This is a genomic window from Pseudomonas lopnurensis (assembly GCF_015070855.1).
GTDB lineage: Bacteria > Pseudomonadota > Gammaproteobacteria > Pseudomonadales > Pseudomonadaceae > Stutzerimonas > Stutzerimonas lopnurensis.
This window is the reverse complement of sequence record NZ_JADDIX010000022.1, coordinates 1-21664: the sequence shown is the minus strand read 5'-3', so window position 1 is coordinate 21664 and position 21664 is coordinate 1. Positions and strand designations below refer to the sequence as shown.

At 65.9% G+C, this 21664-nt stretch carries 18 protein-coding genes and 2 tRNA genes; 11 read left to right on the top strand and 9 right to left on the bottom strand.

Annotated elements, in window-relative coordinates; all coding sequences use genetic code 11:
- Positions 1-119 precede the first annotated feature (119 nt).
- Positions 120-590 carry a bacterioferritin gene (bfr, locus tag IN820_RS04590; RefSeq protein WP_193679846.1) on the top strand — a complete coding sequence of 157 codons (471 nt, stop codon included), beginning with the start codon at positions 120-122 and terminating at the stop codon, positions 588-590.
- An 84-nt stretch (positions 591-674) separates the two neighbouring features.
- Here bfr and IN820_RS04585 read toward each other — a convergent pair whose 3' ends face one another.
- Positions 675-1406: an FKBP-type peptidyl-prolyl cis-trans isomerase gene (locus tag IN820_RS04585; protein WP_193679895.1), complete on the bottom strand. Its 732-nt coding sequence runs from the start codon at positions 1404-1406 to the stop codon at positions 675-677.
- 310 nt (positions 1407-1716) lie between these two features.
- Here IN820_RS04585 and IN820_RS04580 point away from each other — a divergent pair, with 310 nt between their 5' ends.
- Together IN820_RS04580 and IN820_RS04575 are read left to right on the top strand one after the other, a co-directional pair.
- Positions 1717-2265 (top strand): DUF2478 domain-containing protein, encoded by a 549-nt coding sequence (locus tag IN820_RS04580; RefSeq protein WP_193679845.1) that lies wholly within the window; start codon positions 1717-1719, stop codon positions 2263-2265.
- Positions 2266-2289: 24 nt separating this feature from the next.
- Positions 2290-3084 (top strand): class I SAM-dependent methyltransferase, encoded by a 795-nt coding sequence (locus IN820_RS04575; protein ID WP_193679844.1) that lies wholly within the window; start codon positions 2290-2292, stop codon positions 3082-3084.
- A gap of 398 nt (positions 3085-3482) precedes the next feature.
- On the opposite strand, the gene IN820_RS04570 is transcribed toward IN820_RS04575, so the two are convergent.
- Positions 3483-3559, bottom strand: a tRNA-Asp gene (locus tag IN820_RS04570).
- 13 nt (positions 3560-3572) lie between these two features.
- Positions 3573-3648: transfer RNA gene (locus tag IN820_RS04565), tRNA-Val, on the bottom strand.
- Positions 3649-3861: 213 nt separating this feature from the next.
- On the opposite strand from IN820_RS04565, the gene rdgC reads away from it, so the two are divergent.
- Positions 3862-4782, top strand: a complete 921-nt coding sequence (gene rdgC / locus IN820_RS04560; protein WP_193679843.1) for a recombination-associated protein RdgC — start codon at positions 3862-3864, stop codon at positions 4780-4782.
- Between the two features lie 180 nt (positions 4783-4962).
- Here the strand turns inward: rdgC and IN820_RS04555 are convergent, their stop codons facing one another.
- From IN820_RS04555 to IN820_RS04540, 4 genes are all read right to left on the bottom strand, one after another.
- Positions 4963-6318, bottom strand: coding sequence for an acyl-[ACP]--phospholipid O-acyltransferase (locus IN820_RS04555; RefSeq protein WP_193679842.1), 1356 nt, complete (start codon positions 6316-6318; stop codon positions 4963-4965).
- 52 nt (positions 6319-6370) lie between these two features.
- Positions 6371-6697 (bottom strand): AzlD domain-containing protein, encoded by a 327-nt coding sequence (locus IN820_RS04550; protein WP_193679841.1) that lies wholly within the window; start codon positions 6695-6697, stop codon positions 6371-6373.
- On the bottom strand, positions 6694-7410 hold the full coding sequence (locus IN820_RS04545; protein WP_193679840.1) for an AzlC family ABC transporter permease: 717 nt from the start codon (positions 7408-7410) through the stop codon (positions 6694-6696). Before IN820_RS04545 ends, IN820_RS04550 begins: the two co-directional genes overlap by 4 nt.
- Before the next feature lie 586 nt (positions 7411-7996).
- Positions 7997-8557, bottom strand: a complete 561-nt coding sequence (locus tag IN820_RS04540; RefSeq protein ID WP_193679839.1) for a GNAT family N-acetyltransferase — start codon at positions 8555-8557, stop codon at positions 7997-7999.
- Between the two features lie 284 nt (positions 8558-8841).
- Here IN820_RS04540 and IN820_RS04535 point away from each other — a divergent pair, with 284 nt between their 5' ends.
- Both IN820_RS04535 and IN820_RS04530 read left to right on the top strand, forming a co-directional pair.
- Positions 8842-12309 carry a hybrid sensor histidine kinase/response regulator gene (locus tag IN820_RS04535; protein WP_193679838.1) on the top strand — a complete coding sequence of 1156 codons (3468 nt, stop codon included), beginning with the start codon at positions 8842-8844 and terminating at the stop codon, positions 12307-12309.
- A 164-nt stretch (positions 12310-12473) separates the two neighbouring features.
- A complete protein-coding gene (locus IN820_RS04530; protein WP_193679837.1) occupies positions 12474-13721 on the top strand; it encodes an MgtC/SapB family protein in 1248 nt (415 codons plus the stop codon).
- Positions 13722-14093: 372 nt separating this feature from the next.
- Here IN820_RS04530 and rmuC read toward each other — a convergent pair whose 3' ends face one another.
- Positions 14094-15566 carry a DNA recombination protein RmuC gene (gene rmuC, locus IN820_RS04525; RefSeq protein ID WP_193679836.1) on the bottom strand — a complete coding sequence of 491 codons (1473 nt, stop codon included), beginning with the start codon at positions 15564-15566 and terminating at the stop codon, positions 14094-14096.
- A 59-nt stretch (positions 15567-15625) separates the two neighbouring features.
- The gene (locus IN820_RS04520; RefSeq protein ID WP_193679894.1) at positions 15626-15973 is read right to left on the bottom strand and encodes a sel1 repeat family protein; all 348 of its coding nucleotides are present in this window, start codon (positions 15971-15973) and stop codon (positions 15626-15628) included.
- 556 nt (positions 15974-16529) lie between these two features.
- On the opposite strand from IN820_RS04520, the gene IN820_RS04515 reads away from it, so the two are divergent.
- The 5 genes from IN820_RS04515 to IN820_RS22410 all read left to right on the top strand — a co-directional run.
- Positions 16530-19091 (top strand): YdbH domain-containing protein, encoded by a 2562-nt coding sequence (locus tag IN820_RS04515; protein WP_193679835.1) that lies wholly within the window; start codon positions 16530-16532, stop codon positions 19089-19091.
- Positions 19092-19115: 24 nt separating this feature from the next.
- Entirely contained in the window at positions 19116-19307 is a 192-nt protein-coding gene (locus tag IN820_RS04510) for a YnbE family lipoprotein (RefSeq protein ID WP_193679834.1), read from the top strand.
- An 8-nt stretch (positions 19308-19315) separates the two neighbouring features.
- Positions 19316-19660, top strand: a complete 345-nt coding sequence (locus IN820_RS04505; RefSeq protein WP_193679833.1) for a YdbL family protein — start codon at positions 19316-19318, stop codon at positions 19658-19660.
- Between the two features lie 53 nt (positions 19661-19713).
- Positions 19714-21261 carry a phospholipase D family protein gene (locus tag IN820_RS04500; RefSeq protein ID WP_193679832.1) on the top strand — a complete coding sequence of 516 codons (1548 nt, stop codon included), beginning with the start codon at positions 19714-19716 and terminating at the stop codon, positions 21259-21261.
- Between the two features lie 83 nt (positions 21262-21344).
- Positions 21345-21664 (top strand): hypothetical protein (locus IN820_RS22410; RefSeq protein WP_207793493.1); only part of this gene is annotated, 320 nt, incomplete at its 3' end.

The following is a 21664-nucleotide window of genomic DNA, read 5'->3' as shown; positions in this document are numbered from 1 at the left end:
GCGGAACAGAAACATTCTTATTCGGGTTTACCCTTTTGCATTCAAGGACTTAGGTTTGACAGCCCGCCCCTGCATGGCCAGACTTCACCCACCATCGGCGCTTCGGCAGGGCGAAACACATGAAAGGCGATAAGCTGGTCATTCAGCACCTCAACAAGATTCTCGGCAACGAACTGGTGGCCATCAACCAGTACTTCCTGCATGCGCGCATGTATGAAGACTGGGGCCTGGATAAACTCGGCAAGCATGAATACAAAGAATCCATCGACGAGATGAAGCATGCCGACGAGCTGATCAAGCGCATCCTCTTTCTCGAAGGCCTGCCGAACCTGCAGGACCTCGGCAAGCTGCTGATCGGCGAGAACACCCGCGAAATGCTCGAGTGCGACCTCAAGCTGGAACAAAGCGGACTGCAGGACCTGAAGGTCGCCATCGCCTATTGCGAGAGCGTCGGCGACTACGGCAGCCGCGAGCTGCTGGAAGATATCCTCGAGTCCGAGGAGGAACACATCGACTGGCTGGAAACCCAGCTGGGACTGATCGACAAGGTGGGCCTGGAGAACTACCTGCAGTCGCAGATGGACGACTGAGCCGGCCCAACCTCGGCATGAAACGAAAACGCCCCGATCGAGTCGGGGCGTTTTCGTTTTCCAGCGGATGAATCGCTTCGCTTATTACTGCTCGTCGGCCGCCTCGGCTGCCGGCTGCTGCGCTTCGTCACCCTTGATGTCCAGCAGTTCGAGGTCGAACACCAGCACCGAGTTGGCGGGGATCAGCGGGCTCGGGCTCTGCTCGCCATAGGCCAGTTCGCTCGGAATGTAGAGCTTGAACTTCTCGCCGACGTGCATCAGTTGCAGGCCTTCGACCCAACCCGGAATCACGCCACCGACCGGCAGGTCGATCGGGCTGCCGCGCTTGATCGAACTGTCGAATACGGTGCCGTCGGTCAGGCTGCCCTCATAGTGCACGGTGACCACGTCATTCTCGGTCGGCTGGCGACCCTCGGCCGCCTTCACGACTTCGTACTGCAGGCCGGATTCGGTGGTCGTCACGCCTTCACGCTTGGCGTTTTCCTCGAGGAACTTCTTGCCCGACTCGACCGCCTTCGCGTTCATCTCGGCCATGCGCTCCTCGGCGCGGGTCTGCAGGAAGGCGAAGGCCTCCATCAGCTCCTCGTCGGTGAGCTTCTGCTCCTGGTTGCCGATGGCATCTTCGATGCCCTGCGCCACAGCCTTGGAATCGAGATCATCCATGCCCTCCTGCGCGAGGCTCTTGCCCATGTTCAGGCCGATGCCATAGGACGCCTTCTGCGCCGGAGTTTCCAGCTTGGCACTCGTCTGCGAGTCGCAGCCGGCCAGCACCAGGCCAACCAGAGCGACTGCCGATGCCAAACGATGATGTCTCAGTTTCATGCTATTTCCCTTATATACAGGTCGTAGGACGCATCCAAATCGGTGCCGGAGCTTAGCAGGCGCGCATGACCGCTGGCTACCGGGCCCATTATCCACAGGAATGACCGTCGCTACGGCAAGAAGTGCATCACCCAGCGTACCGGAGCTCCGGGAATGGCCGGGGCGATCGCCGGCAGAGCCGTTACCGACAGGCAGAAGCGCCGCCTTAGGCGACATCGATTGACCGGGATCAAGGTGCAACCGCTATATCGAAACAAATATAGCGCTGATGCCTGCCGGCATTCTCCCGAACGGAGGACTCGACATGAACGATATGCCCTTTGCAGCCGTATTGCATGCCGGCGCAGGCGAAGGCGATGCCCTGCTGCGGGGACTCGCCAGAACGCTGAAGCGGCAAGGCTGGCGAATACGTGGACTGGTCAGCGTACGCGGCAAGGACCCGAGCGGCCGGCTACCGATGCAGATCGCCGATCTGCACGAGGGGCGCATCTTCGATATCTCCCAACCCCTCGGTCCGGGCTCGCACGCCTGCAGTCTCGATCCCGGCGGCCTGGCCCAGGCCAGCATGGTGCTGCGCGAAGCCCTGGCCGAGCGCCCCGACCTGGTGCTGGTCAACCGCTTCGGTACGCTGGAAGCCAGTGGCCAGGGCTTCGCCGACGAAATGCTCGCCCTGATGAGCGAAGGCATCCCGCTCCTGACCCTGGTCAGCCCGCAATATCGGGCCGACTGGCAGCGTTTCACCGGGCATCCGGATTGCCTTCTACCGCTGCGGGAAAGCGCCCTGCTCGCCTGGGCCTACAGCCTGCCGGCCCGGACGCCGGCTCGCCTGCCGATGCCGTCCGACTGCAGCTGACGACCGAATCTGGGGATGATGACCATGAGCCTCGATGACATCGACTTCGCCGAACGCTACCGCCAACATCTGCAACGCAGCGAGCGCCCACCAAAGCCGGCCAGCGACTGGGACAAGCGCGCCGCCGCCATGAGCCACAGCGCCCTCGGCGGGGCCTACAGCGACGCGTTCATCCGCCGCATGGATCTCGATGGTGCCCGCAGCCTGCTGGACGTGGGCTGCGGTCCCGGCACCATCTGCCTGCCTCTGGCCCCGCGCCTGGAACGGGTCTACGGCCTCGACTACAGCCCGGCCATGCTGGCCGGGCTGCAGGACAATGCCCTCCGGCTCGGGCTGGAGAACGTGCAACCCATCCAGCGCGCCTGGGAAGACGACTGGAGCGACGTGCCGGTCTGCGACATCCTGGTCGCTTCGCGCTCGGGCATCGTCGCCGACCTGGACGCGGCGCTGGAGAAGATCAACCGCCATGCCCGCCTGCGCGCCTACCTGACCCAACTGGTCGGCGGCCGTTTCGTCGATGACGAAATCGCCGCGCTGCTGGGGCGCCAGCGGCCGGCTCTGCCTGACTACATCTATACCCTCAACCTGCTGCACAGGCGCGGCATCCACCCGCGCCTGGACTATATCGAGACACCCAGCCGACTGGCCGGCTGCAACCGCTTCGAAGATTTCGCCAGCAAGGTCGCCTGGTCGTTCGGCGAACTCTCCAGCGAGGAACGGGCAGCGCTGCGGGACTGGTTCGAGGCCGATCCGCAGCGTGCGCTGCGCGGCGGCGCACCGATGCGCTGGGCCTTCGTCGCCTGGGAGATACCGGGATGAGCGCCGGAAGGCCCGAGCCCCGCCCGCATGATGAGCCGAATGGGCATCTGCCCACCCGCTGCAGCAGAGCCTGACCGAGGGCCGCTGCTGCGACAGCTTGGATGTCATTCGCAGCCAAACCCACACCGAAGCGCTGCCTGACAGGCCGATAGCAAAAGATAGTGGCATGCGGTGCGGGTGCACCCTACGTTGACTGAGCCGCTCTCAGAGCGGCCAACCATGCGCTTTCGACAGGCCAGGCAAGCAACAGCCGTCGTCGACGCCCAGCCGAGTGAGAAGCGCCTGGTCCGAGCCCACGAGAAGCGTGATTGAAGGTGGCGGAATGCCACAACGAAAAAAGCGGCCATAGGCCGCTTTCTCGATGCTTCCGGGCGTTCAGTGGACCCAGGAAGCGAATGTGGCGCAGCGGACGGGACTCGAACCCGCGACCCCCGGCGTGACAGGCCGGTATTCTAACCGACTGAACTACCGCTGCGCTTAACCTCGAGTGGTGGGTGATGACGGGATCGAACCGCCGACCCTCTGCTTGTAAGGCAGATGCTCTCCCAGCTGAGCTAATCACCCGTTTGCTCTCGAAGTGGGGCGCATTCTAGAGAGGGTTCCGGACCTTGGCAACCCCCTTTTGAAAAAAAAATTGCAGAAGTTCCAAAGACTTAGGAAAACCCTGCGTTTATGGACGTTTTTCCCTTTTCCGTCCGCATTACCGACCGCCAGGGTTGGCCTGCGATCCGCGGGGAGGAATAATGCGCGCTTTGCTTTCCGGAGACTTACCCCGCCATGTGGTTTCGCAACCTGCTCGTCTACCGTCTCACCCAGAATGTTCCTTTCGATGCCGAGACACTCGAAGCTGCACTGGTCGCCAAACCTGCCCGTCCCTGCGCCAGCCAGGAGCTGAGCACCTATGGTTTCGTCGCGCCTTTCGGCAAGGGCGAAGATGCACCGCTGGTGCACGTCAGCCAGGGCTTCCTGCTGATCGCCACGCGCAAGGAAGAACGCATCCTGCCTGGCAGCGTGGTCAAGGATGCGCTCAAGGAGAAGGTCGACGAGATCGAGGCCGAGCAGATGCGCAAGGTCTACAAGAAGGAACGCGACCAGATCAAGGACGAGATCATCCAGGCCTTCCTGCCCCGCGCCTTCATCCGCAAGTCCGGCACCTTCGCCGCGATCGACGCCGAGCGCGGCCTGATCCTGGTCAACTCGGCCAGCCCCAAGCGGGCCGAAGATCTGCTGTCCACCCTGCGCGAAGCGATCGGCTCGCTGCCGATACGTCCGCTGACCGTGAAGATCGCCCCCAGCGCGACCCTCACCGACTGGGTCAAGACGCAGAAGGCCGCCGATGACTTCTTCGTACTCGACGAGTGCGAACTGCGCGACCCCCACGAGGACGGCGGCGTGGTGCGCTGCAAGCGCCAGGACCTGACCAGCGACGAGATCCAGCAGCATCTGGAAGCCGGCAAGCAGGTCACCCAGCTCTCCCTGGCCTGGCAGGACAAGCTGTCCTTCGTGCTGGACGACAAGACGGTGATCAAGCGCCTGCGCTTCGAGGAGCTGCTGCAGGACCAGGCCGAACAGGACGGCGGCGACGACGCCCTCGCCCAGCAGGACGCCAGCTTCCTGCTGATGATGATGACCTTCCGCGAGTTCCTGCCGGCACTGTTCGAGGCGCTGGGCGGCGAAGAAATCCCGCAGGGTATCTGAGCGGCCTATTAGAACGGGCGGGTTGCACCCGCCCCACGGCGCCAAGGCCACAAGCTGGATGCAGGATCAGAGTAGGAGCGGGCCATGCCCGCGATTCGCGCGCATGGCGCGCTCCTACGAAGTACCAGCTGAACGGCATTACGCCCGAAACCCGATTTTTCCCCGCCGCGCTGCAGGCCCCTAGCGAATCCGCAGGCGCACCGCCAGCGCTCCCCCCACCGGCTCGCCCAGCAGCCAGATCAGAAAGCGTTCGATGAACTCCGGCACGTCGAGAAACAGCGCGCCGCAGACCAGCACGGTCATCAGCGAAACGACCAGGAACAGCTGCGGGATCGTCAGTTTCAGCAGCACCAGCAGCACGATGGCGACCACCGCCGATACGACCATGAACAGCGCGTTGAGGATGTTGTTCGCCGCCACCACCCGCGAGCGTTCGTGCACCACGCTGCGCGACTGGATCAGCGCGTACAGCGGCACGATATAGAGCCCGCCGAATACCCCGAGCCCGAGAATGTCGGCGAGAATCCACCAGGCCTGCGGCTCGGCCAGCAATGCCAGCCAGTCCAGCGGCAGCGCAGCCGCCGGGAAACCGCCGGCGTGCCACCACAACAGCACGCCGAACAGACTCAGCCCGATGGCACCGAAGGGCACCAGACCAATCTCCACGTGATGCCGCGACATCCGCTCGCAGAGCAGCGAGCCCAGCGCGATCCCGACGGAGAACAGCGTGAGGATCAGCGTCACCACACTCTCGTCGCCATTGAGCAGGTCCCGGGAGAATGCCGGGATCTGCGTCAGGTAGGTCGCCCCGAGAAACCAGAACCAGGAATTGCCCAGCATCGCCCGGGAAACCGCCTTCTGCTGGCCGAGACCGAGCTTCATGATCCGCCAGGACTGGCGCAGCACGTGCCAATCCAGACGCAGGGTCGGCAAGGCGGCGGTCGCTGCCGGGATGGCAAGGCTGGCCAGATACCCCATCAGCGCGATCAGCACCACGCCGATCGCCACCAGACCGGCGTAGCTGCTGCTGGCCATCAGCACGCCGGCGCCGATGGTGCCGCCGAGGATCGCCAGGAAGGTCCCCATCTCCACCAGGGCATTGCCGCCGACCAACTCGTCCTCGGCGAGCTGCTGCGGCAGGATCGAGTACTTCACCGGCCCGAACAGCGCCGACTGCGTGCCCATGCAGAAGAGCACCGCCAGCAGCATCGGCAGATTGCCCAGCAGCATCCCCGCCGCTCCGGCGAGCATGATCAGGATTTCGGCGAACTTGACCCGGCGGATCAGCCAGGCCTTCTCGAACTTCTCGCCGAACTGCCCGCCAAGGGCCGAGAAGAGGAAGAACGGCAGGATGAACAGCAAGGCGCAGAGGTTGATCAGCAGGCTCGTGTCGGCACTGCTGCCGAGTTTGAAGAGAATCGCCAGGATCAGCGCCTGCTTGAACACGTTGTCGTTGAAGGCGCCCAGCATCTGGGTGCAGAAGAACGGCAGGAAACGACGCCTGGCGAGCAGGCGGAATTGCGAGTGCTGGCTCATCGGATGAACACGCCCCGTGGTTCGTGACTGATTTTGGGCGAGCGACGGCCGCTCACACCGGCAACTGCCCGAACGCCCAGCGCAGCAGAAAGAAACTCAGCAGGCCGCCGGCGATGGTCGCCAGCAGGTTGCGGCTGAACGCGGCGACGACGATGGCCAGAATCCCCGCCAGGAGATAGGCGTTGTCCCAGCGCAGCGTCCATTCGCCGCCGGGCATCAACATGCCCGGCACCACGATGGCCGTGAGCACGGCCACCGGCACGTAATGCAGGCCCTGCTCCACCAGCCGAGGAAAGCGCAGGTCCGGCCAGGCGAAGAAGCTGTAGCGAATCAGGAAGGTGATCGCCAGCATGCCGAGTATGAGCAACCAGGTGTTCATGCATCCCCCTGCGTTCGGGCGGCGATCTCGGCCCGCCGTTCGAGCCAGACCCCGACGACGATACCGGCCAGCGCCGCGGCGATCAGCCCGAGCTTGTACGGCAGCTCCCAGGTCAGCAACGCCACGGCGCCGGCCACCACGGCCGAAGCCACCTGCGGGCGGGTGCGCATCATCGGCACGGCGATGCCGATGAAGGTCGCGATCATGGCGAAATCCAGGCCCCAGCTGGCGATATCCGGCACGGCCTGGCCGAAGGCGATGCCGACCAGCGTCGACAGTTGCCAGTTGAGGTACATGGTCAACGCCGCGCCGAGGAAGAACCAGTGCTTGTTCGGCGAATCATCCTCGCGGGCGTAGCGATGCTGCACCACCGCGAACGCCTCGTCGGTCAGCCAGAAGGCCAGCGGCCCGCGCCAGCCGCCCGGCAGGTGACGGACGAAAGGCTGCAGCGCCGCGCTGTACAGCGCGTGGCGCAGGTTCACCACGAAGGTGGTCAACAGCACCACCAGCGCGCCCACGCCGCCCGTGAGCAGCGTAATCGCGATGAACTGCGCCGAACCGGCGAACACCAGGGCCGACATGCCCATCGCCTGCCAGCTGGAAAGGCCGGCACCGATCGCCAGGGTGCCGAAAATGATGCCGAACGGAATCGCACCGAGCACCAGCGGCAAGATGTCGCGACAACCATGAAAGAACTCTTGCGAGCGGGACATCGAAACTCCTCGATCCATCACCGCGACGGAGCATGCGCCGCCATCACGATGCCCGGGCGTAACGGATGGCCCGAGCGTAACGGATGGATAGGACAGGCAGATGAACCGGGGCGAGCCACCGCCGCGAAAACCATGAACCTTAACCGAAGTCGGCCCGCCAGGCGATGCGGACGGGTGATGCTTTTCAAGCTGCAAACTTCGGGTCTCTGGCAGTCCTTCGGCCTGCATCGCCGCGAGGGCGCACCCACAAGGATTCAGCGCGGGTTGCCGCTTCTGCGGGAAACTCGTCATTTCTGCTTTTCAATCGCTCGATCCGACACTCCGGCGAAACCCTGCCAACTCTCGGCATCCCGTAGGGTGGGCTTCAGCCCACCAACGGCGCCAAGCGTGGGCTAAAGCCCACCCTACAAGGCGGAATCCCCTATCGCCACGAGGGCGCGCCCACGGGGCCCGCAGGCTGCTCGCTGCTCTTGTGGGGGCCGCGCGTTCCCGGCGGGCTTGCGGCATTCACCACATCCCTGTGGATTGCCCGACCTCGCGATGCGTTTGAGCTTCGAGCCTCAGGTTTCAAGCTCCAGACCCTGCCTCAGCCCGCCGCCAGTTGTTGCTTGATCGCCGGCCAGTCCCGGTCGGTGATGCTGTAGAGCACGGTGTCGTCGAGACGGCCGTCGGCCAGGCGCCGATGATTGCGCAGCAGTCCTTCACGCTGGGCGCCGAGCTTCTCGATCGCTCGTTGCGAGCGCCGGTTGCTCGCCGCGGTCTTCAATTGCAGACGTACCAGTTGCCAATCCTCGAACGCGTGGCGCAGCAGCAGGAACTTGATCGAGGCGTTCAGCCCGCTGCCATGTTCGGCGCGATCGAGCCAGGTCCAGCCAAGCTCGGCGGCCGGCAGGCTGGGCATGAAGTCGGCGAAGCGCGTGGTGCCGATCAGACGGTCGGCGACGCGCAGGCTGAACACCACCGCCCGGCCCTCGCGCTGCTCGGCCAGGGCATGGCGATACCAGTCCGGCCGCAGCGGGCCGTTCAGGTAGACCAACTCGTCGCGGTTCCGCTCGGCCAGGGCGACCAGTTCCGGAATATCGGCCTCCACCAGCGGGTCCAGGCGCAGAGCGCCACGCTGCAGGGTGACCGGTCGCGGCGTGAACATTGAAATCCTCCTACTGTGGGACGAGCGATGGGTGCGACTGTGTTCAGATCAGCGGCGCTGCGGGAAGTGCCCCAGCCTCTCCGCAGCCGGTTGACGATCCTGCCGGCGGGCCCGTGCTAGACACATGCGACCTTGGTCGCAGCCCTCAACACGGCACGCACCAATACTGCGAAACTTCGCGAATTCATCATACTAACGAGTCGCCGGGTCTGGTTTCATTCGCGCACTGCGCCACGAGCTTGCCGAGGCCAACCTGCCGTTTCCCCTTGCTGCCTGGAGTTTGCATGACGCTGTCCGGCGGGCTGATCGCTGTGATCGCCCTCGTCTACATGGCCATACTGTTCGCCATCGCCTTCTATGGCGACCGCAATCGCGATTCGATGTCGCCGCGCTTGCGCCCCTGGGTCTACAGCCTGTCGCTGGCGGTCTGGTGTACGAGCTGGACCTTCTTCGGTGCGGTGGGACAGGCTGCCGAGCAACTCTGGGCGTTCCTGCCGATCTATCTCGGCCCGATCCTGCTGCTGCTGTTCGCGCCGCACGTGCTGCAGAAGATGATCATGATCAGCAAGCAGGAGAACATCACCTCCATCGCCGACTTCATCGCCGCCCGCTACGGCAAGTCGCAGCCACTGGCCGTGGTGGTGGCGCTGATCTGCCTGGTCGCGGTGGTGCCGTACATCGCCCTGCAACTCAAGGGCATCGTGCTCGGCGTGAACGTGCTGATCGGCACCAACATCGAAGCCACGGGCACCGGTACGCGCGACACCGCGCTGATCGTCTCCATCGCGCTGGCGCTGTTCACCATCCTCTTCGGCACCCGCAACCTGGACGTCACCGAACACCACCGCGGCATGGTGCTGGCCATCGCCTTCGAATCGCTGATCAAGCTGCTGGCCTTTCTCGCCGTCGGCGCCTTCATCACCTACGGCCTCTACGACGGCTTCGGCGATCTGTTCAACCAGGCGCACGACTCCGCCGAACTCGGCGAGTACTGGAGCGAAACCGTCAACTGGTCGTCGATGCTGGTGCAGACCACCGTGGCGATGATGGCGATCGTCTGCCTGCCGCGGCAATTCCACGTCACGGTGGTGGAGAACATCGAGCCGCGCGACTTCCGCCTGGCGCGCTGGGTGTTCCCGCTCTACCTGGTGCTGGCCGCGGTGTTCGTGGTGCCAATCGCCCTCGCCGGGCAGATGCTGCTGCCCGAAGGCGTGGCCCCGGACTCCTTCGTCATCAGCCTGCCGCTGGCCGAACAGAACCCGTGGCTGGCGATGCTCGCCTTCATCGGTGGCGCTTCGGCGGCGACCGGCATGGTGATCGTCGCCAGCGTGGCGCTGTCGACCATGGTGTCCAACGACATGCTGCTGCCCTGGCTGCTGCGCCGCCAGGAAACCGAGCGCCCATTCGAGGCCTTCCGTCACTGGATGCTGTCGGTACGCCGCATCAGCATCGTGCTGATCCTGCTGCTGGCCTATGTCAGCTACCGGCTGCTCGGCTCCACCGCTTCCCTGGCGACCATCGGCCAGATCGCCTTCGCCGCCATCACCCAGCTGGCACCGGCGATGGTCGGCGCGCTGTACTGGAAACAGGCCAATCGCCGCGGCGTATTCGCCGGCCTGGCCGCAGGCTCCGCCATCTGGTTCTACACCCTGATCCTGCCGCTGCTCGGCTGGCCCCTGGAAATGTTCCCGGGACTGGAATGGCTCTATGGCAACAACCTGGGTTTCGGCATCAGCGCCCTGACCGTCGGGGTGACGCTGTCGCTGGCCGGCAACTTCACGCTGTTCTTCTGGGTCTCGATCCTGACCCAGACCCGGGTCGCCGAACATTGGCAGGCCAGCCGTTTCATCGGCCAGGAAATCACCTCGCAGAGCAACAGCCGACGCCTGCTCGCCGTGCGGGTGGAAGACCTGCTGACGCTGGCCTCGCGCTTCGTCGGCGCCGAACGCGCGGAACTCAGCTTCCAGCGCTTCGCCCGCCGTCACGGCCAGGACTTCTCGCCCAAGCACCAGGCCGACGGCCAATGGATCGCGCATACCGAGCGGCTGCTCGCCGGCGTGCTCGGCGCCTCCTCCACCCGCGCAGTGGTCAAGGCCGCGCTGGAAGGCCGCGACATGCAGGTCGACGACGTGGTGCGCATCGTCGGCGAAGCCTCGGAGGTGCTGCAGTTCAACCGCGCGCTGCTGCAGGGCGCCATCGAGAACATCACCCAAGGCATCAGCGTGGTCGACCAGTCGCTGCGCCTGGTGGCCTGGAACCATCGCTATCTCGAGCTGTTCGAGTACCCGGACGGCCTGGTCTACATCGGCCGGCCGATCGCCGACATCATCCGCTACAACGCCGAGCGCGGGCTGTGCGGCCCGGGCGATCCGGATACCCACGTGGCCAAGCGCCTGTACTGGATGCGCCAGGGCCGCGCGCACACCTCCGAGCGACTGTTCCCCAACGGCCGGGTGGTCGAACTGATCGGCAACCCGATGCCCGGCGGCGGCTTCGTCATGAGCTTCAGCGACATCACCGCCTACCGCGAGGCCGAGCGCGCCCTCAAGGATGCCAACGAAGGCCTGGAGCAGCGCGTCAGCGAGCGCACCCAGGAGCTGTCGCAGCTCAACCAGGCGCTGATCGAGGCCAAGAGCACCGCCGAAACCGCCAACCAGTCGAAGACCCGTTTCCTCGCCGCGGTCAGCCACGACCTGATGCAGCCGCTGAACGCCGCCCGGCTGTTCTCCGCCGCGCTCTCCCACCAGCAGAACGCCCTGCCCAGGGAAGCCCGGGAACTGGTGCAGCACCTGGACAGCTCGCTGCGCTCGGCCGAAGACCTGATCACCGACCTGCTGGACATCTCGCGCCTGGAAGGCGGGCGGATCACGCCGGATCGCAACGCCTTCCCGCTGGCCACGCTGTTCGACACCCTGGGTACGGAATTTACCGCCCTGGCCCGCGAACAGGGCGTCGACTTCCGCGTGCACGGCAGCAGGCTGCGGGTCGACAGCGACATCCGTCTGCTGCGTCGCGTGTTGCAGAACTTCCTCACCAATGCCTTCCGCTATGCCAAGGGCCGAGTCGTGCTGGGCGTGCGCAGGCAGGGCAAATCCCTGCGCCTGGAAGTCTGGGACCGTGGCCCGGGCATCCCGCAGGACAAGCTGAAAGTGATTTTCGAGGAATTCAAGCGCCTGGACAGCCACCAGACCCGTGCCGAAAAGGGCCTGGGACTCGGTCTGGCGATCGCCGACGGCCTCTGCCACGTGCTCGATCACCCGCTGGAGGTCCGCTCCTGGCTCGGCAAGGGCAGCGTGTTCAGCGTGACCGTGCCGATCGCACGGCAGACCAGCCTCCCGCGCAAGCCGAGCGGCCCGGGCGAGGCACAGCACACCGCGCTGACCGGCACCCAGGTGCTGTGCATCGACAACGAGGACAGCATCCTGATCGGCATGAACAGCCTGCTCACACGCTGGGGCTGCCAGGTCTGGACGGCGCGCAACCGCCAGGATTGCGAAAATCTGCTGGCCGAGGACATTCGGCCGCAGCTGGTGCTGGTCGACTATCACCTCGATGGCGGCCAGACCGGGACCGACCTGATGGCCTGGCTGCGCGCACGTCTGGGCGAGCCGGTACCGGGGGTAGTGATCAGTGCCGATGCGCGGCCGGAGCTGGTCGCGGCGATCCACGCCAGCGGGCTGGATTTCCTCGCCAAGCCGGTCAAGCCCGCGGCGTTGCGGGCGTTGATGAGTCGTCATCTGACGTTGAGGTAAGAGGCGTCGGGCTGATCGGGACAATGGCCGTTGGTGGCGGCTGCCCATACCTGACTGCCAGATGCACGGATATCCGTGCGGGCTCCATTCCTGCCTCCGAACAACCATACGTTTCAGGCGCCGGTTACACTGATGGCCATCTGCACCCTCCGGCATGGTAACCAATGACCCTGGACCTCCTTCTCAACCTCGCCACGGCCCTCGGCGTCGGCCTGCTGATCGGCAGCGAGCGCAGCTGGAGCGGTCGCGACAGTGCCGGCCAGGAACTGGTGGCCGGTATCCGCACCTTCGGCCTCGCCGGGCTCTTCGGCGGCCTCGCCGCCCTCAGCGTCGCGCCTCTCGGCGGCTTCGCCTGGGCCGCGATGTTCTGCATGCTGGCCCTGCTGGTGATCGCCGGCTACGTGATCGATGCCCGCAGCAGCGGCGACCACGGCATGACCACCGAGGTCGCGCTGTTGCTGACCTTCCTCCTCGGCAGCCTGGCGGTGGCCGAAAGCCGCCAACTGGCGGCGGCCTGCGCCATCGTCGTGGCGCTGCTGCTGAGCCTGAAGGCGCGCCTGCACCAGGCTCTGCAACGGCTCAGCGAGGCCGAGCTGGGCGGCGCGCTGAAGATGCTGTTCATCTCGGTGGTTCTGCTGCCGGCGCTGCCGGACCAGGGCTACGGCCCCTGGCAAGTGCTCAATCCCTACACCACCTGGATGATGGTGGTGCTGATCGCCGGTATCGGTTTCGCCGCCTACGTGGCGATCCGCATCCTCGGCACGCGCCACGGATTGATGGTCACCGCCCTGCTCGGCGGTATCGTGTCCTCCACCGCCATGACCATGACCCTCGCCCGTCTGGACTCGGCGAAACTGCGCGCGGCGCTGGCCGCGGGTCTGTTGGCGACTTCGGCGCTGATGTTCCCGCGGGTGCTGCTGGAGGTCGGGCTGGTCAACCCGGCGCTGCTGCCCAGCCTCTCGCTGCCGCTCGCGTGCGCGGGCGCCATTTACGCGGCCGGCGCCCTCTTCTTTTATCTGCGTGCCGCCCGCGAGCCCGAAGAACAGGCGGAGCCGCCGCTGAAGAACCCCTTCGAGCTGGTCCCGGCGCTGCGCTTCGCCGCGCTGCTGGTAGTCATCCTACTGCTGGTGGAGGGCGCACGGCGCTGGCTCGGCGATGTCGGTATCTACCTGGTTTCGCTGCTGTCGGGGCTGACTGACGTGGATGCCATCACGCTATCGCTGGCCAACAATGCCAAGGGCGAACTGAGTCACGAGGTAGCCGTACGCGGCATTTTCCTCGCCGCATTCAGCAACAGCCTGGTCAAGGGAGGGCTGATCGCCTTGATCGGCGGACGCGAGCTGGTCCTGCGCACGCTGCCGATCATGGCCGCCGGGTTGCTCGCCGGCCTCGCGGTTCTACTGCTGCGCTGAAGGGAATCATCAAGGCGTAGGCTGCGCTGCGAGCGCACCACCCGTCTCGGTGCCGCATGCAGTGCGCGGAGCGCACCCTACGTTGGGCCGCCGTAAATCATTGTATTTTCAGGCCTCAGACGTAGGGCGGGTTGCAACCCGCCGAGCGGATCAGACGCCAACGCCCTATCGGCGGGTTGCACCCGCCCTACGATGTTACGCGCACACCCGACTCGGTGCCGCATGCGGTGCGCGGAGCGCACCCTACGTTGGGCCGTCGTAAATCATCGTAGGGGTGGGTTCTGCCCAGCGACCGGCACGCCGGTGGGCTGAAGCCCACCCTACGCTACACCGCTGGCCCGTTTCTCTTGCCGGGCAGCGCTTTCGCCACCCTCACTCGCCCGCCTCGTCCACCACCTCCGCGCCTGCCCGCTCCAGCCAGTCTCCGGGCAGGCGCTTGCTCGCCCGCGCGCCCAGCGATTTGAGTTGTTCGGCACGCCCGACCAGGTTGCCGCGGCCATCGCTGAGCTTGTTGCGAGCCGACAGATAGGCGCGATCCAGCTGCTGCAGGCGACTGCCGATCTCGTCGAGATCCTGGATGAACGCCACGAACTTGTCGTACAGCGCCCCGGCCTTCTCGGCGATCTCGCGGGCATTCTGGCTTTGCCGCTCCTGGCGCCAGAGGCTGTCGATCACCCGCAGCGTAGCCAGCAGCGTGGTCGGGCTGACGATCACGATATGCCGGCCATAGGCCTCCTGGAACAACTCGGGATCGGCCTGCAGCGCCGCCGCGAACGCGGCCTCGATGGGCACGAACAGCAGCACGAAATCCAGGCTCTGCAGCCCTTCCAGGCGCTGGTAGTCCTTGAGCGACAGCCCCTTCAGGTGGCCGCGCAGCGACTGCACGTGCTGCTTGAGCGCCAGCGCGCGGCTGCCTTCGTCCTCGGCGCAGGTGAACGCCTGATAGGCGGTCAGGCTGACCTTGGCATCCACCACCACCTGCTTGTCACCGGGCAGGCGGATCAGCACGTCCGGCTGGAAACGCTCGCCGTCGGCACTCTTCAGGCTGACCTGGGTGTGGTACTCGCGTCCCTTCTCCAGCCCGGCATGCTCCAGCACCCGTTCGAGCACCAGCTCGCCCCAGTTGCCTTGGGTCTTCTGCCCCTGCAGCGCTCGCGTGAGGTTGGTGGCCTCGTCGCCGAGGCGCTGGTTCAGTTGCTGCAGCCGTTCCAGCTCGCGTGCCAGGGAAAAGCGCTCGCGCGCCTCGCTCTGGTAGCTCTCCTCGACGCGCTTCTCGAACGACTGGATGCGCTCCTTCAGGGGCTCGAGCAATTGACCCAGGCGCTCATGGCTGGACTCGCTGAAGCGCTGCTCTCGCTCGTCGAATATCCTGCCGGCGAGTTCGGCGAACTGCGCGCGCAGCTCGTCGCGCGCCGCCTGCAGATCCTCCAGGCGCTGCTGATGCGTGTTGTGCTGCTCACGCAGCTCGGCATCGATGGCCGCGTGGGCGGCACTCAGACGGCGCAGTTCGGCCTGCTGAGCATCCCGCTCGGCCTGCAGATCGGCGATGGTTTCCTGGGTTTCCGTACGCTGCACGCGCAGCAGTTCCGTCTCGCGGCGCAGCGCCGCAAGCTCGGCCTGCTGCGCGAACTTCAGGCCGTTCACCTGCGCGAGTTCGGCCTGGCAACCGTCCAACTGCGCACCCAGTCCTTCCTGCGCCAGCCCGGCCTGCCTGAGCCGCTCATCGAGCAGGCAGTGTTCGGCCTCGCGAGCGGCAAGGCGTCGCTGCAGGTAAAGGCTCAGCGCAGCCAGGGCGGTACAGGCGATCGCCAGCCCGGCCAGCAGATAAAGAGGATCGAGGGACATGAGGGGCTCCGGCGAAATTGCCGGGCAGTATAGCGAGCGGCGCGGGGACGGTCAGGCGGTCAGTCCTTGACCCGCTGCAGGACGCGGACGGCCTCCTGGGAGCCCTGCGCGGCGGCCTGCTCCAGCCACAGGCGCGCCTTGGCCGGCTCGTGGTGCTGCGGCTGGCAATACAGCCGGCCGAGCTCCAGCTGTGCCTGGCAATCGCCGGCACGCGCCGCCTGGCGCAGCAGCTCGAGGCCGATGCGGCGGTCCCGCTGGCTGTCGCACTCGCTGCAGAGCAGGCGTCCCAGCCGGCTCTGCGCCTCGACTACACCTTCGCGCGCCGGTTGCTTGAGCATGCGCCCGGCGATCCGCTTGACGCCCTGGCTGCGGCCCAGGTGCTGACTGTCGAGCAGCCACAGCGCCATGCGCAGCGGCAGCCGCGAAGCGGGAACGGAGGTAACGAATGAAGCGGAAGCCGGGGTACGCGTTCTCATGCACATCAGGGGGCTGGATGAATAAGGTCGCGCACTCTACTCCTTTTTTCCGAGAGTTAAAGTCTTGCCAAAGCCGAAAAAACTGGATCCGGATGCGGCGAACATTCATCCACAGAACCTGTGGATAACTCAGTGGACAATCTGCATACAAGTCCCCCTATCCCAGATGTCATGGGGGCTGCGCTTAAACTGGCGGTTTTTTCACCAATGAAAAAAATACTTATTTTTCAAATGCTTAATAACGATCTATGAAATAAAGGGGTTTGCGACTGTTTGTCATAAGCCCTTGACAGGGCCTTTGCGAAAATGTGCACAAGTTCGGCGCACAACCCTCGAAGCGGCTTGAATCAAGGGCTGCAGCGCTTCTCCGGGCCGCGGAATCGGAACTTCGGCCCAACCTCATGGTCGCCCGTCGCCCCAGTCTGGAGCGCATCACCCAGGTCGCCTGTGCGGTTATGCTGTTGGGCTCGTCCCTGTGGAAGCGGCTATGACGAAACGGCCGAGCATCGTGCTCCGACTGCTACTGGTACTGCTGGCATTGGTCATGGCGGCCGGCGGTTACACCTGGTATCGCTGGGAGACCTTCAAGCGTGAACAGGGCATCGTGCTGCTCGACTGGCAGGGGCTGCGGCTGTCCACGCGCGGCCTATCGCTGCAGCGGTTGAACTATGCCCAGGAAGATGGCGAAGGGGCCCGCCTGGCGCTCCAGGTCAGCGGCCTGACCTTGCAACTCAACAGCCTGCTGCAACCATTGCCCGCACGATCGCTGCAGATCGATCGATTTTCACTCACCTGGCATTCACCGTCGCAGCAGCTTGAAGACGCCTCTGCCCCACCGCCAGACTGGCAGCAATACCAACGCTGGGCAGCCTGGCTGCCGCAACGGCTGGAAATCGCCGCGCTGCAGCTGAGCCTGCCCTGCCCCAGGGGACGTTGCGACGAACGGGGCGCGTTGCGGCTGCAGCATGCCGGCGAGGCGCTGTTGCCGCTGAATGTGCGCCTGGACCTGCAGCGAGACGAGCATCGGCTTTCCCTTCTCGCTGGCGCCGAACGCGACGGCCCGGCCACCCTGCTCGAGCTGGACGTGATGATCGACGAGCAGCAGCGCCTGGAATCGCGCAGCCAGTTGCTCCGCTCGGGCGAAACGCAGCAGTGGAACGGCACCCTGGCCATGGGCAGCCTGCCCGAAGCACCCTGGCTGCTGGACTGGCTCGGCGCGTGGCTGAGCTACGCGCCGAGCCCGCTGCCGGACATGCCGGAAGAGATGCGCCTCGGCGCCGGCTGGGCATTGACCTTGCCGGAACGCCTCGATGCCGCCCTCGACTGGCGCGACATCACCGGGGATCTGCGCCTGTCCGCCTCCCTGCCGGGGTTCTGGCCGCTCGTCGGCATCGGCCAGTTGCAGGGCCAGCTCGACCTCGCGGCACGGGGGCAGGACGGCCTGTGGCTGCCGACCGAACTGCAGGCCGATCTCCAGTTGCGGCCGGAACCGGCGCTGCTCGCCGACCTGCCGCCACAGCTGCGACCCGAGCAGTTGAACCTGAAGATCGAGCCCGGCGACGGCGACGCGGGCAACGGACGCCTGCCCCTGCAGCTCCATCTGAGCAGCCAGGGCGTCGGCACGAGCGAGCTGCAGGCCCGCCTGCAACTGGCCGCCGCGCCCCCCTATGCCCTGGATATCGAACAGGCACGCCTGCGCGTGCGCAGCGCCCGTCTGCAGCTGGACGCCCTGACCCTGCGCGATCTCGACGCTATCCTGAATGTCTCCGGCCAGGCCAACCTGGATCGTGCCCAGCTGCAACTGCAGCCCGGATCGCACATCGTCGCCGCCAGCCTGACGAGCGCAGACTTCTCGGCCAGCCAGCTACGCGCCGAGCTGGCGCAATTGCGCCTGCAGGCCGAGCCGAGCCAGAGGCAGCCGGCCGTCTGGGCCGTGCAGGGACCGGCCGAGCTGCATATCGGACGCCTGCAACATCCGCAGCTGCTGCCCCAGGGCTGGCGCTGGAGTGGCCAGTTGCAGGCCGAGCCCACCCGATTGAGCGGAGCCGGACCCTTGCGCAACGATGCCGGCCTGGCCCTGGCCACGAACCTCGTCAAGCCATGGGACGGCCCGCTGCAGGTCAGCGGCAGGCTGGAGGAAATCTTCCTGCGCGCCGGCAACCCGCTCGCCCGCACGTTCACCGCCTGGCCAGCGCTGCTCGAACTCGACAGCGGGCGCCTGCAGGGCAGCGGGCAACTGAGCCTGCCGAGCGGCAACGGTGCTCCGTCGGCGAACCTGGCCCTGGAGGCCAGGGGCCTGGCCGGCATCTTCGACCGCAGCGAACTGTCCGGCCTCGATGCGCGCCTGGCCGCCAGCCTGCAACGCAACCGCCTGCAAATCGACATGACCGAGCTGCGGCTGGCGCAGCTCAACCCGGGCTTCGCCTTCGGCCCGCTCGTGTTGCGCGGCCGGTACCGCGCCGATCTCGGCCGCCCCGCGCAAGGCCAACTGAGCTGGCAGACCGCCGAAACCGGCATCCTCGGCGGCAGGCTCTGGCTGGATGCGGCGAGCCTCGACCTGGCCGCCGCGCAACAGCGGCTCGACGTTCGCCTGCGAGGCGTGCAATTGCCGCAGTTGCTCGCCGCCTACCCAGCCGAAGGCCTGAGCGGCAGCGGTATCCTCGACGGCCAGTTCGAACTACGCCGCAGCGCACAGGGGCTGAGCGTGGACCAGGGTAACCTCGGCGCCCGGGCGCCCGGCGGGGTGCTGCGCTTCCGTTCGCCGAAGATCGAGGCCCTGGGGCAGGCCAACCCGGCGATGAGAATCGTCGCCGAGGCCCTGCACGATTTTCACTACGACCTGCTGACCAGCGACGTCCGCTATGATGAGAACGGCAAGCTGAACCTCGGCCTGCGCCTGAACGGCCGCAATCCGGCACTGGAAGGCGGGCGCCCGATCAACTTCTCGATCAACCTCGAAGAGGACATCCCGGCGCTGCTGACCAGCCTGCAGTTGAGCGACCGGGTGAGCGAGACCATTCAACGGCGGGTGCAGGAACGCCTCCAGTAAGAACTTGACATAGGAGAGACCGCCATGCGGTTGCGCCAATCGCTGACCATTCCGCTGCTGGCCCTGTTCGCCGGCGCATGCACGCCACGGGTGGAACTGGCCGTGCCGAACGAGCCGATCAACATCAACCTGAACGTGAAGATCGAGCACGAAATCTACATCCGGGTGGACAAGCAGCTCGACTCGATCATCAACGAAGACAGCGGACTGTTCTGAGGAAAGCCATGAAAACCTACCTGAAACTGGGAAGCCTGCTGCTGGCGCTGTGCCTGAGCCTGCCGGCCGCCGCCATGACGCTCAACGAAGCCATGTCCGCCCTGGGCGCCGCCAAGGCCAGCGGCCTGCTCGGCGAGAAGCCCGACGGTTATCTCGGCGTGGTCAGATCCAGCGGCAACGCCGAGGAAATCGCCAGCCAGATCAACCAGGCGCGCCGCGCCGAATACCATCGCGTGGCCAAGCAGAACGGCGTCAGCGTCGGCGACGTCGAAGCCATCGCCGGCAAGAAGGCCATCGAAAGAACGCCGTCCGGGCAGATCATCCAATTGAACGGCAACTGGGTCAGGAAGTGACCCGGTCCTGGCAACGCCCGGAGGCCTGAGCCGATTGAGTGCATCTGCCCTCGATGAATCCTGATCGTTTCATCACATGCTGGCTCGTCGCGCTCTGCGCCGCGTTGCTGTCCGGCTGCAGCCTACCCTCGCTGGACGGGCGCAGCCTCTCCAGCGCCATCAGCCCTGCCGAAACCGCCGCCACGGCCCTGGGCCAGGCGCTCGCCCCACAGGTCGCCGCCCACCCCGGCCACAGCGGCATCCATCCGCTGGACGACCCGCACGATGCCTTCGCCGCCCGGGCCCTGCTGGCCCAGGCCGCGGAGCGCAGCCTGGACGTGCAGTACTACATCTGGCGCAACGACTTGACCGGCACCCTGCTGCTCGAAGCGCTGCACGACGCGGCCGATCGCGGCGTCAGGGTCCGCCTGCTGCTGGACGACAACGGCACCGCCGGCCTCGACCGCAAGCTGGCGACGCTCGACGCACACCCGCTGATCGAAGTGCGCCTGTTCAACCCCTTCGTGGTGCGTCGGCCGAAGGCCATCGGCTATCTCAGCGACTTCTCCCGCGCCAACCGGCGCATGCACAACAAGTCCTTCACCGCCGACAACCAGGCCACCATCATCGGTGGGCGCAACGTCGGCGACGAATATTTCGCCGCCAGCGAGGGCATTCTCTTCGCCGACCTGGACGTGCTGGCCGTGGGCCCGGTGGTGGAGGATGTCTCGCGCGATTTCGATCGCTACTGGGCCAGCGACTCCGCCTACCCGCTGGCCGGAATCCTGCCCGACGCGAGCCCGGCGGCGTTGGACGAGCTGTCGGCCGAGGCATCGATCATCGAGAGCAACCCGGCCGCCAGCCGCTACGTCGCGGCGCTGCGCGAATCCGCCTTTATCCGTGCCCTGCTCGCGGGCGAGCTGAGGTTCGAGTGGGCGACCACGCAAATGGTCAGCGACGACCCGGCCAAGGGGCTCGGTCTTGCCGATGGCGACGGCCTGCTGACCCATCAGCTGGGCAAGATCCTCGGCGAGCCGAGCACCGACGTCGAACTGGTTTCGCCCTACTTCGTACCCACCGCCACCGGCACCGCCGCGTTCGCCGCGCTGGCGGGCAGCGGCGTAACGGTCCGCATCCTGACCAATTCGCTGGACGCCACCGACGTCGCCGCGGTGCACGCCGGCTACGCCAAGCGGCGCAAGGACCTGCTGCGGGCGGGCATCGTGCTCTACGAGTTGCGCCGACTGGCCGAAAGCGGCCCGAAGGACAAGGCCGGGCCGTTCGGCAGCTCCGGCTCCAGCCTGCACGCCAAGACCTTCGCGGTGGACCGCGAGCGGGTCTTCGTCGGCTCGTTCAACTTCGACCCGCGCTCGGCGAACCTGAACACCGAACTGGGCTTCATCATCGACAGCCCGCAGCTCGCCGCCCGGATCGAATCGATGTTCGACGAGCAGATACCCGCCGCCTCCTACGAGGTTCGCCTGTCCGAACAGGGCCGGCTCTACTGGCTGGAGCAGCGGGACGGCACTACAGTTCGCTACGACAGCGAGCCTGAGGTCAGCTTCTGGAAACGCGCGACGGTAATGCTGCTGTCCTGGCTGCCGATCGAGTGGCTCCTGTAACAGAACGCCGCATGCACGCCAATCGCGGGCAAGCCCGCTCCTACACAAGCGCATGCGCCGACACGCGCCCCTGTGGAGCCGGCTTGCCGGCGATCGCATTCGACGAACGCAACACCCGCGTAGGGTGGAAAACCGCGCAGCGTTTTCCACCGGACCCCATGCACGCCAATCGCGAGCAAGCCCGATCCTACACAAGCGCCCGCGCCAACACGCGCCCCTGTGGAGCCGGCTTGCCGGCGATCGCATTCGACGGACGCAACACCCGCGTAGGGTGGAAAACCGCGCAGCGTTTTCCACCGGACCCCGTGCACGCCAATCGCGAGCAAGCCCGCGCCCGCACAAGCGCCCGCGCCAACACGCTCTCCTGTAGGAGCCGGCTTGCCGGCGATCACATTCGACGAAC

What these genes read in the sequence shown, in the direction of transcription:
- IN820_RS04545 (WP_193679840.1), bottom strand. Translation starts at nt 7,410, where the DNA reads ATGTCCCGCTCGCAAGAGTTCTTTCATGGTTGTCGCGACATCTTGCCG.
- IN820_RS04580 (WP_193679845.1), top strand. Translation starts at nt 1,717, where the DNA reads ATGAACGATATGCCCTTTGCAGCCGTATTGCATGCCGGCGCAGGCGAA.
- IN820_RS04515 (WP_193679835.1), top strand. Translation starts at nt 16,530, where the DNA reads ATGACGAAACGGCCGAGCATCGTGCTCCGACTGCTACTGGTACTGCTG.
- IN820_RS04530 (WP_193679837.1), top strand. Translation starts at nt 12,474, where the DNA reads ATGACCCTGGACCTCCTTCTCAACCTCGCCACGGCCCTCGGCGTCGGC.
- IN820_RS04535 (WP_193679838.1), top strand. Translation starts at nt 8,842, where the DNA reads ATGACGCTGTCCGGCGGGCTGATCGCTGTGATCGCCCTCGTCTACATG.
- IN820_RS04510 (WP_193679834.1), top strand. Translation starts at nt 19,116, where the DNA reads ATGCGGTTGCGCCAATCGCTGACCATTCCGCTGCTGGCCCTGTTCGCC.
- IN820_RS04550 (WP_193679841.1), bottom strand. Translation starts at nt 6,697, where the DNA reads ATGAACACCTGGTTGCTCATACTCGGCATGCTGGCGATCACCTTCCTG.
- IN820_RS04540 (WP_193679839.1), bottom strand. Translation starts at nt 8,557, where the DNA reads ATGTTCACGCCGCGACCGGTCACCCTGCAGCGTGGCGCTCTGCGCCTG.
- rmuC (WP_193679836.1), bottom strand. Translation starts at nt 15,566, where the DNA reads ATGTCCCTCGATCCTCTTTATCTGCTGGCCGGGCTGGCGATCGCCTGT.
- IN820_RS04555 (WP_193679842.1), bottom strand. Translation starts at nt 6,318, where the DNA reads ATGAGCCAGCACTCGCAATTCCGCCTGCTCGCCAGGCGTCGTTTCCTG.
- rdgC (WP_193679843.1), top strand. Translation starts at nt 3,862, where the DNA reads ATGTGGTTTCGCAACCTGCTCGTCTACCGTCTCACCCAGAATGTTCCT.
- IN820_RS04520 (WP_193679894.1), bottom strand. Translation starts at nt 15,973, where the DNA reads ATGGCGCTGTGGCTGCTCGACAGTCAGCACCTGGGCCGCAGCCAGGGC.
- IN820_RS04505 (WP_193679833.1), top strand. Translation starts at nt 19,316, where the DNA reads ATGAAAACCTACCTGAAACTGGGAAGCCTGCTGCTGGCGCTGTGCCTG.
- IN820_RS04575 (WP_193679844.1), top strand. Translation starts at nt 2,290, where the DNA reads ATGAGCCTCGATGACATCGACTTCGCCGAACGCTACCGCCAACATCTG.
- IN820_RS04500 (WP_193679832.1), top strand. Translation starts at nt 19,714, where the DNA reads ATGAATCCTGATCGTTTCATCACATGCTGGCTCGTCGCGCTCTGCGCC.
- bfr (WP_193679846.1), top strand. Translation starts at nt 120, where the DNA reads ATGAAAGGCGATAAGCTGGTCATTCAGCACCTCAACAAGATTCTCGGC.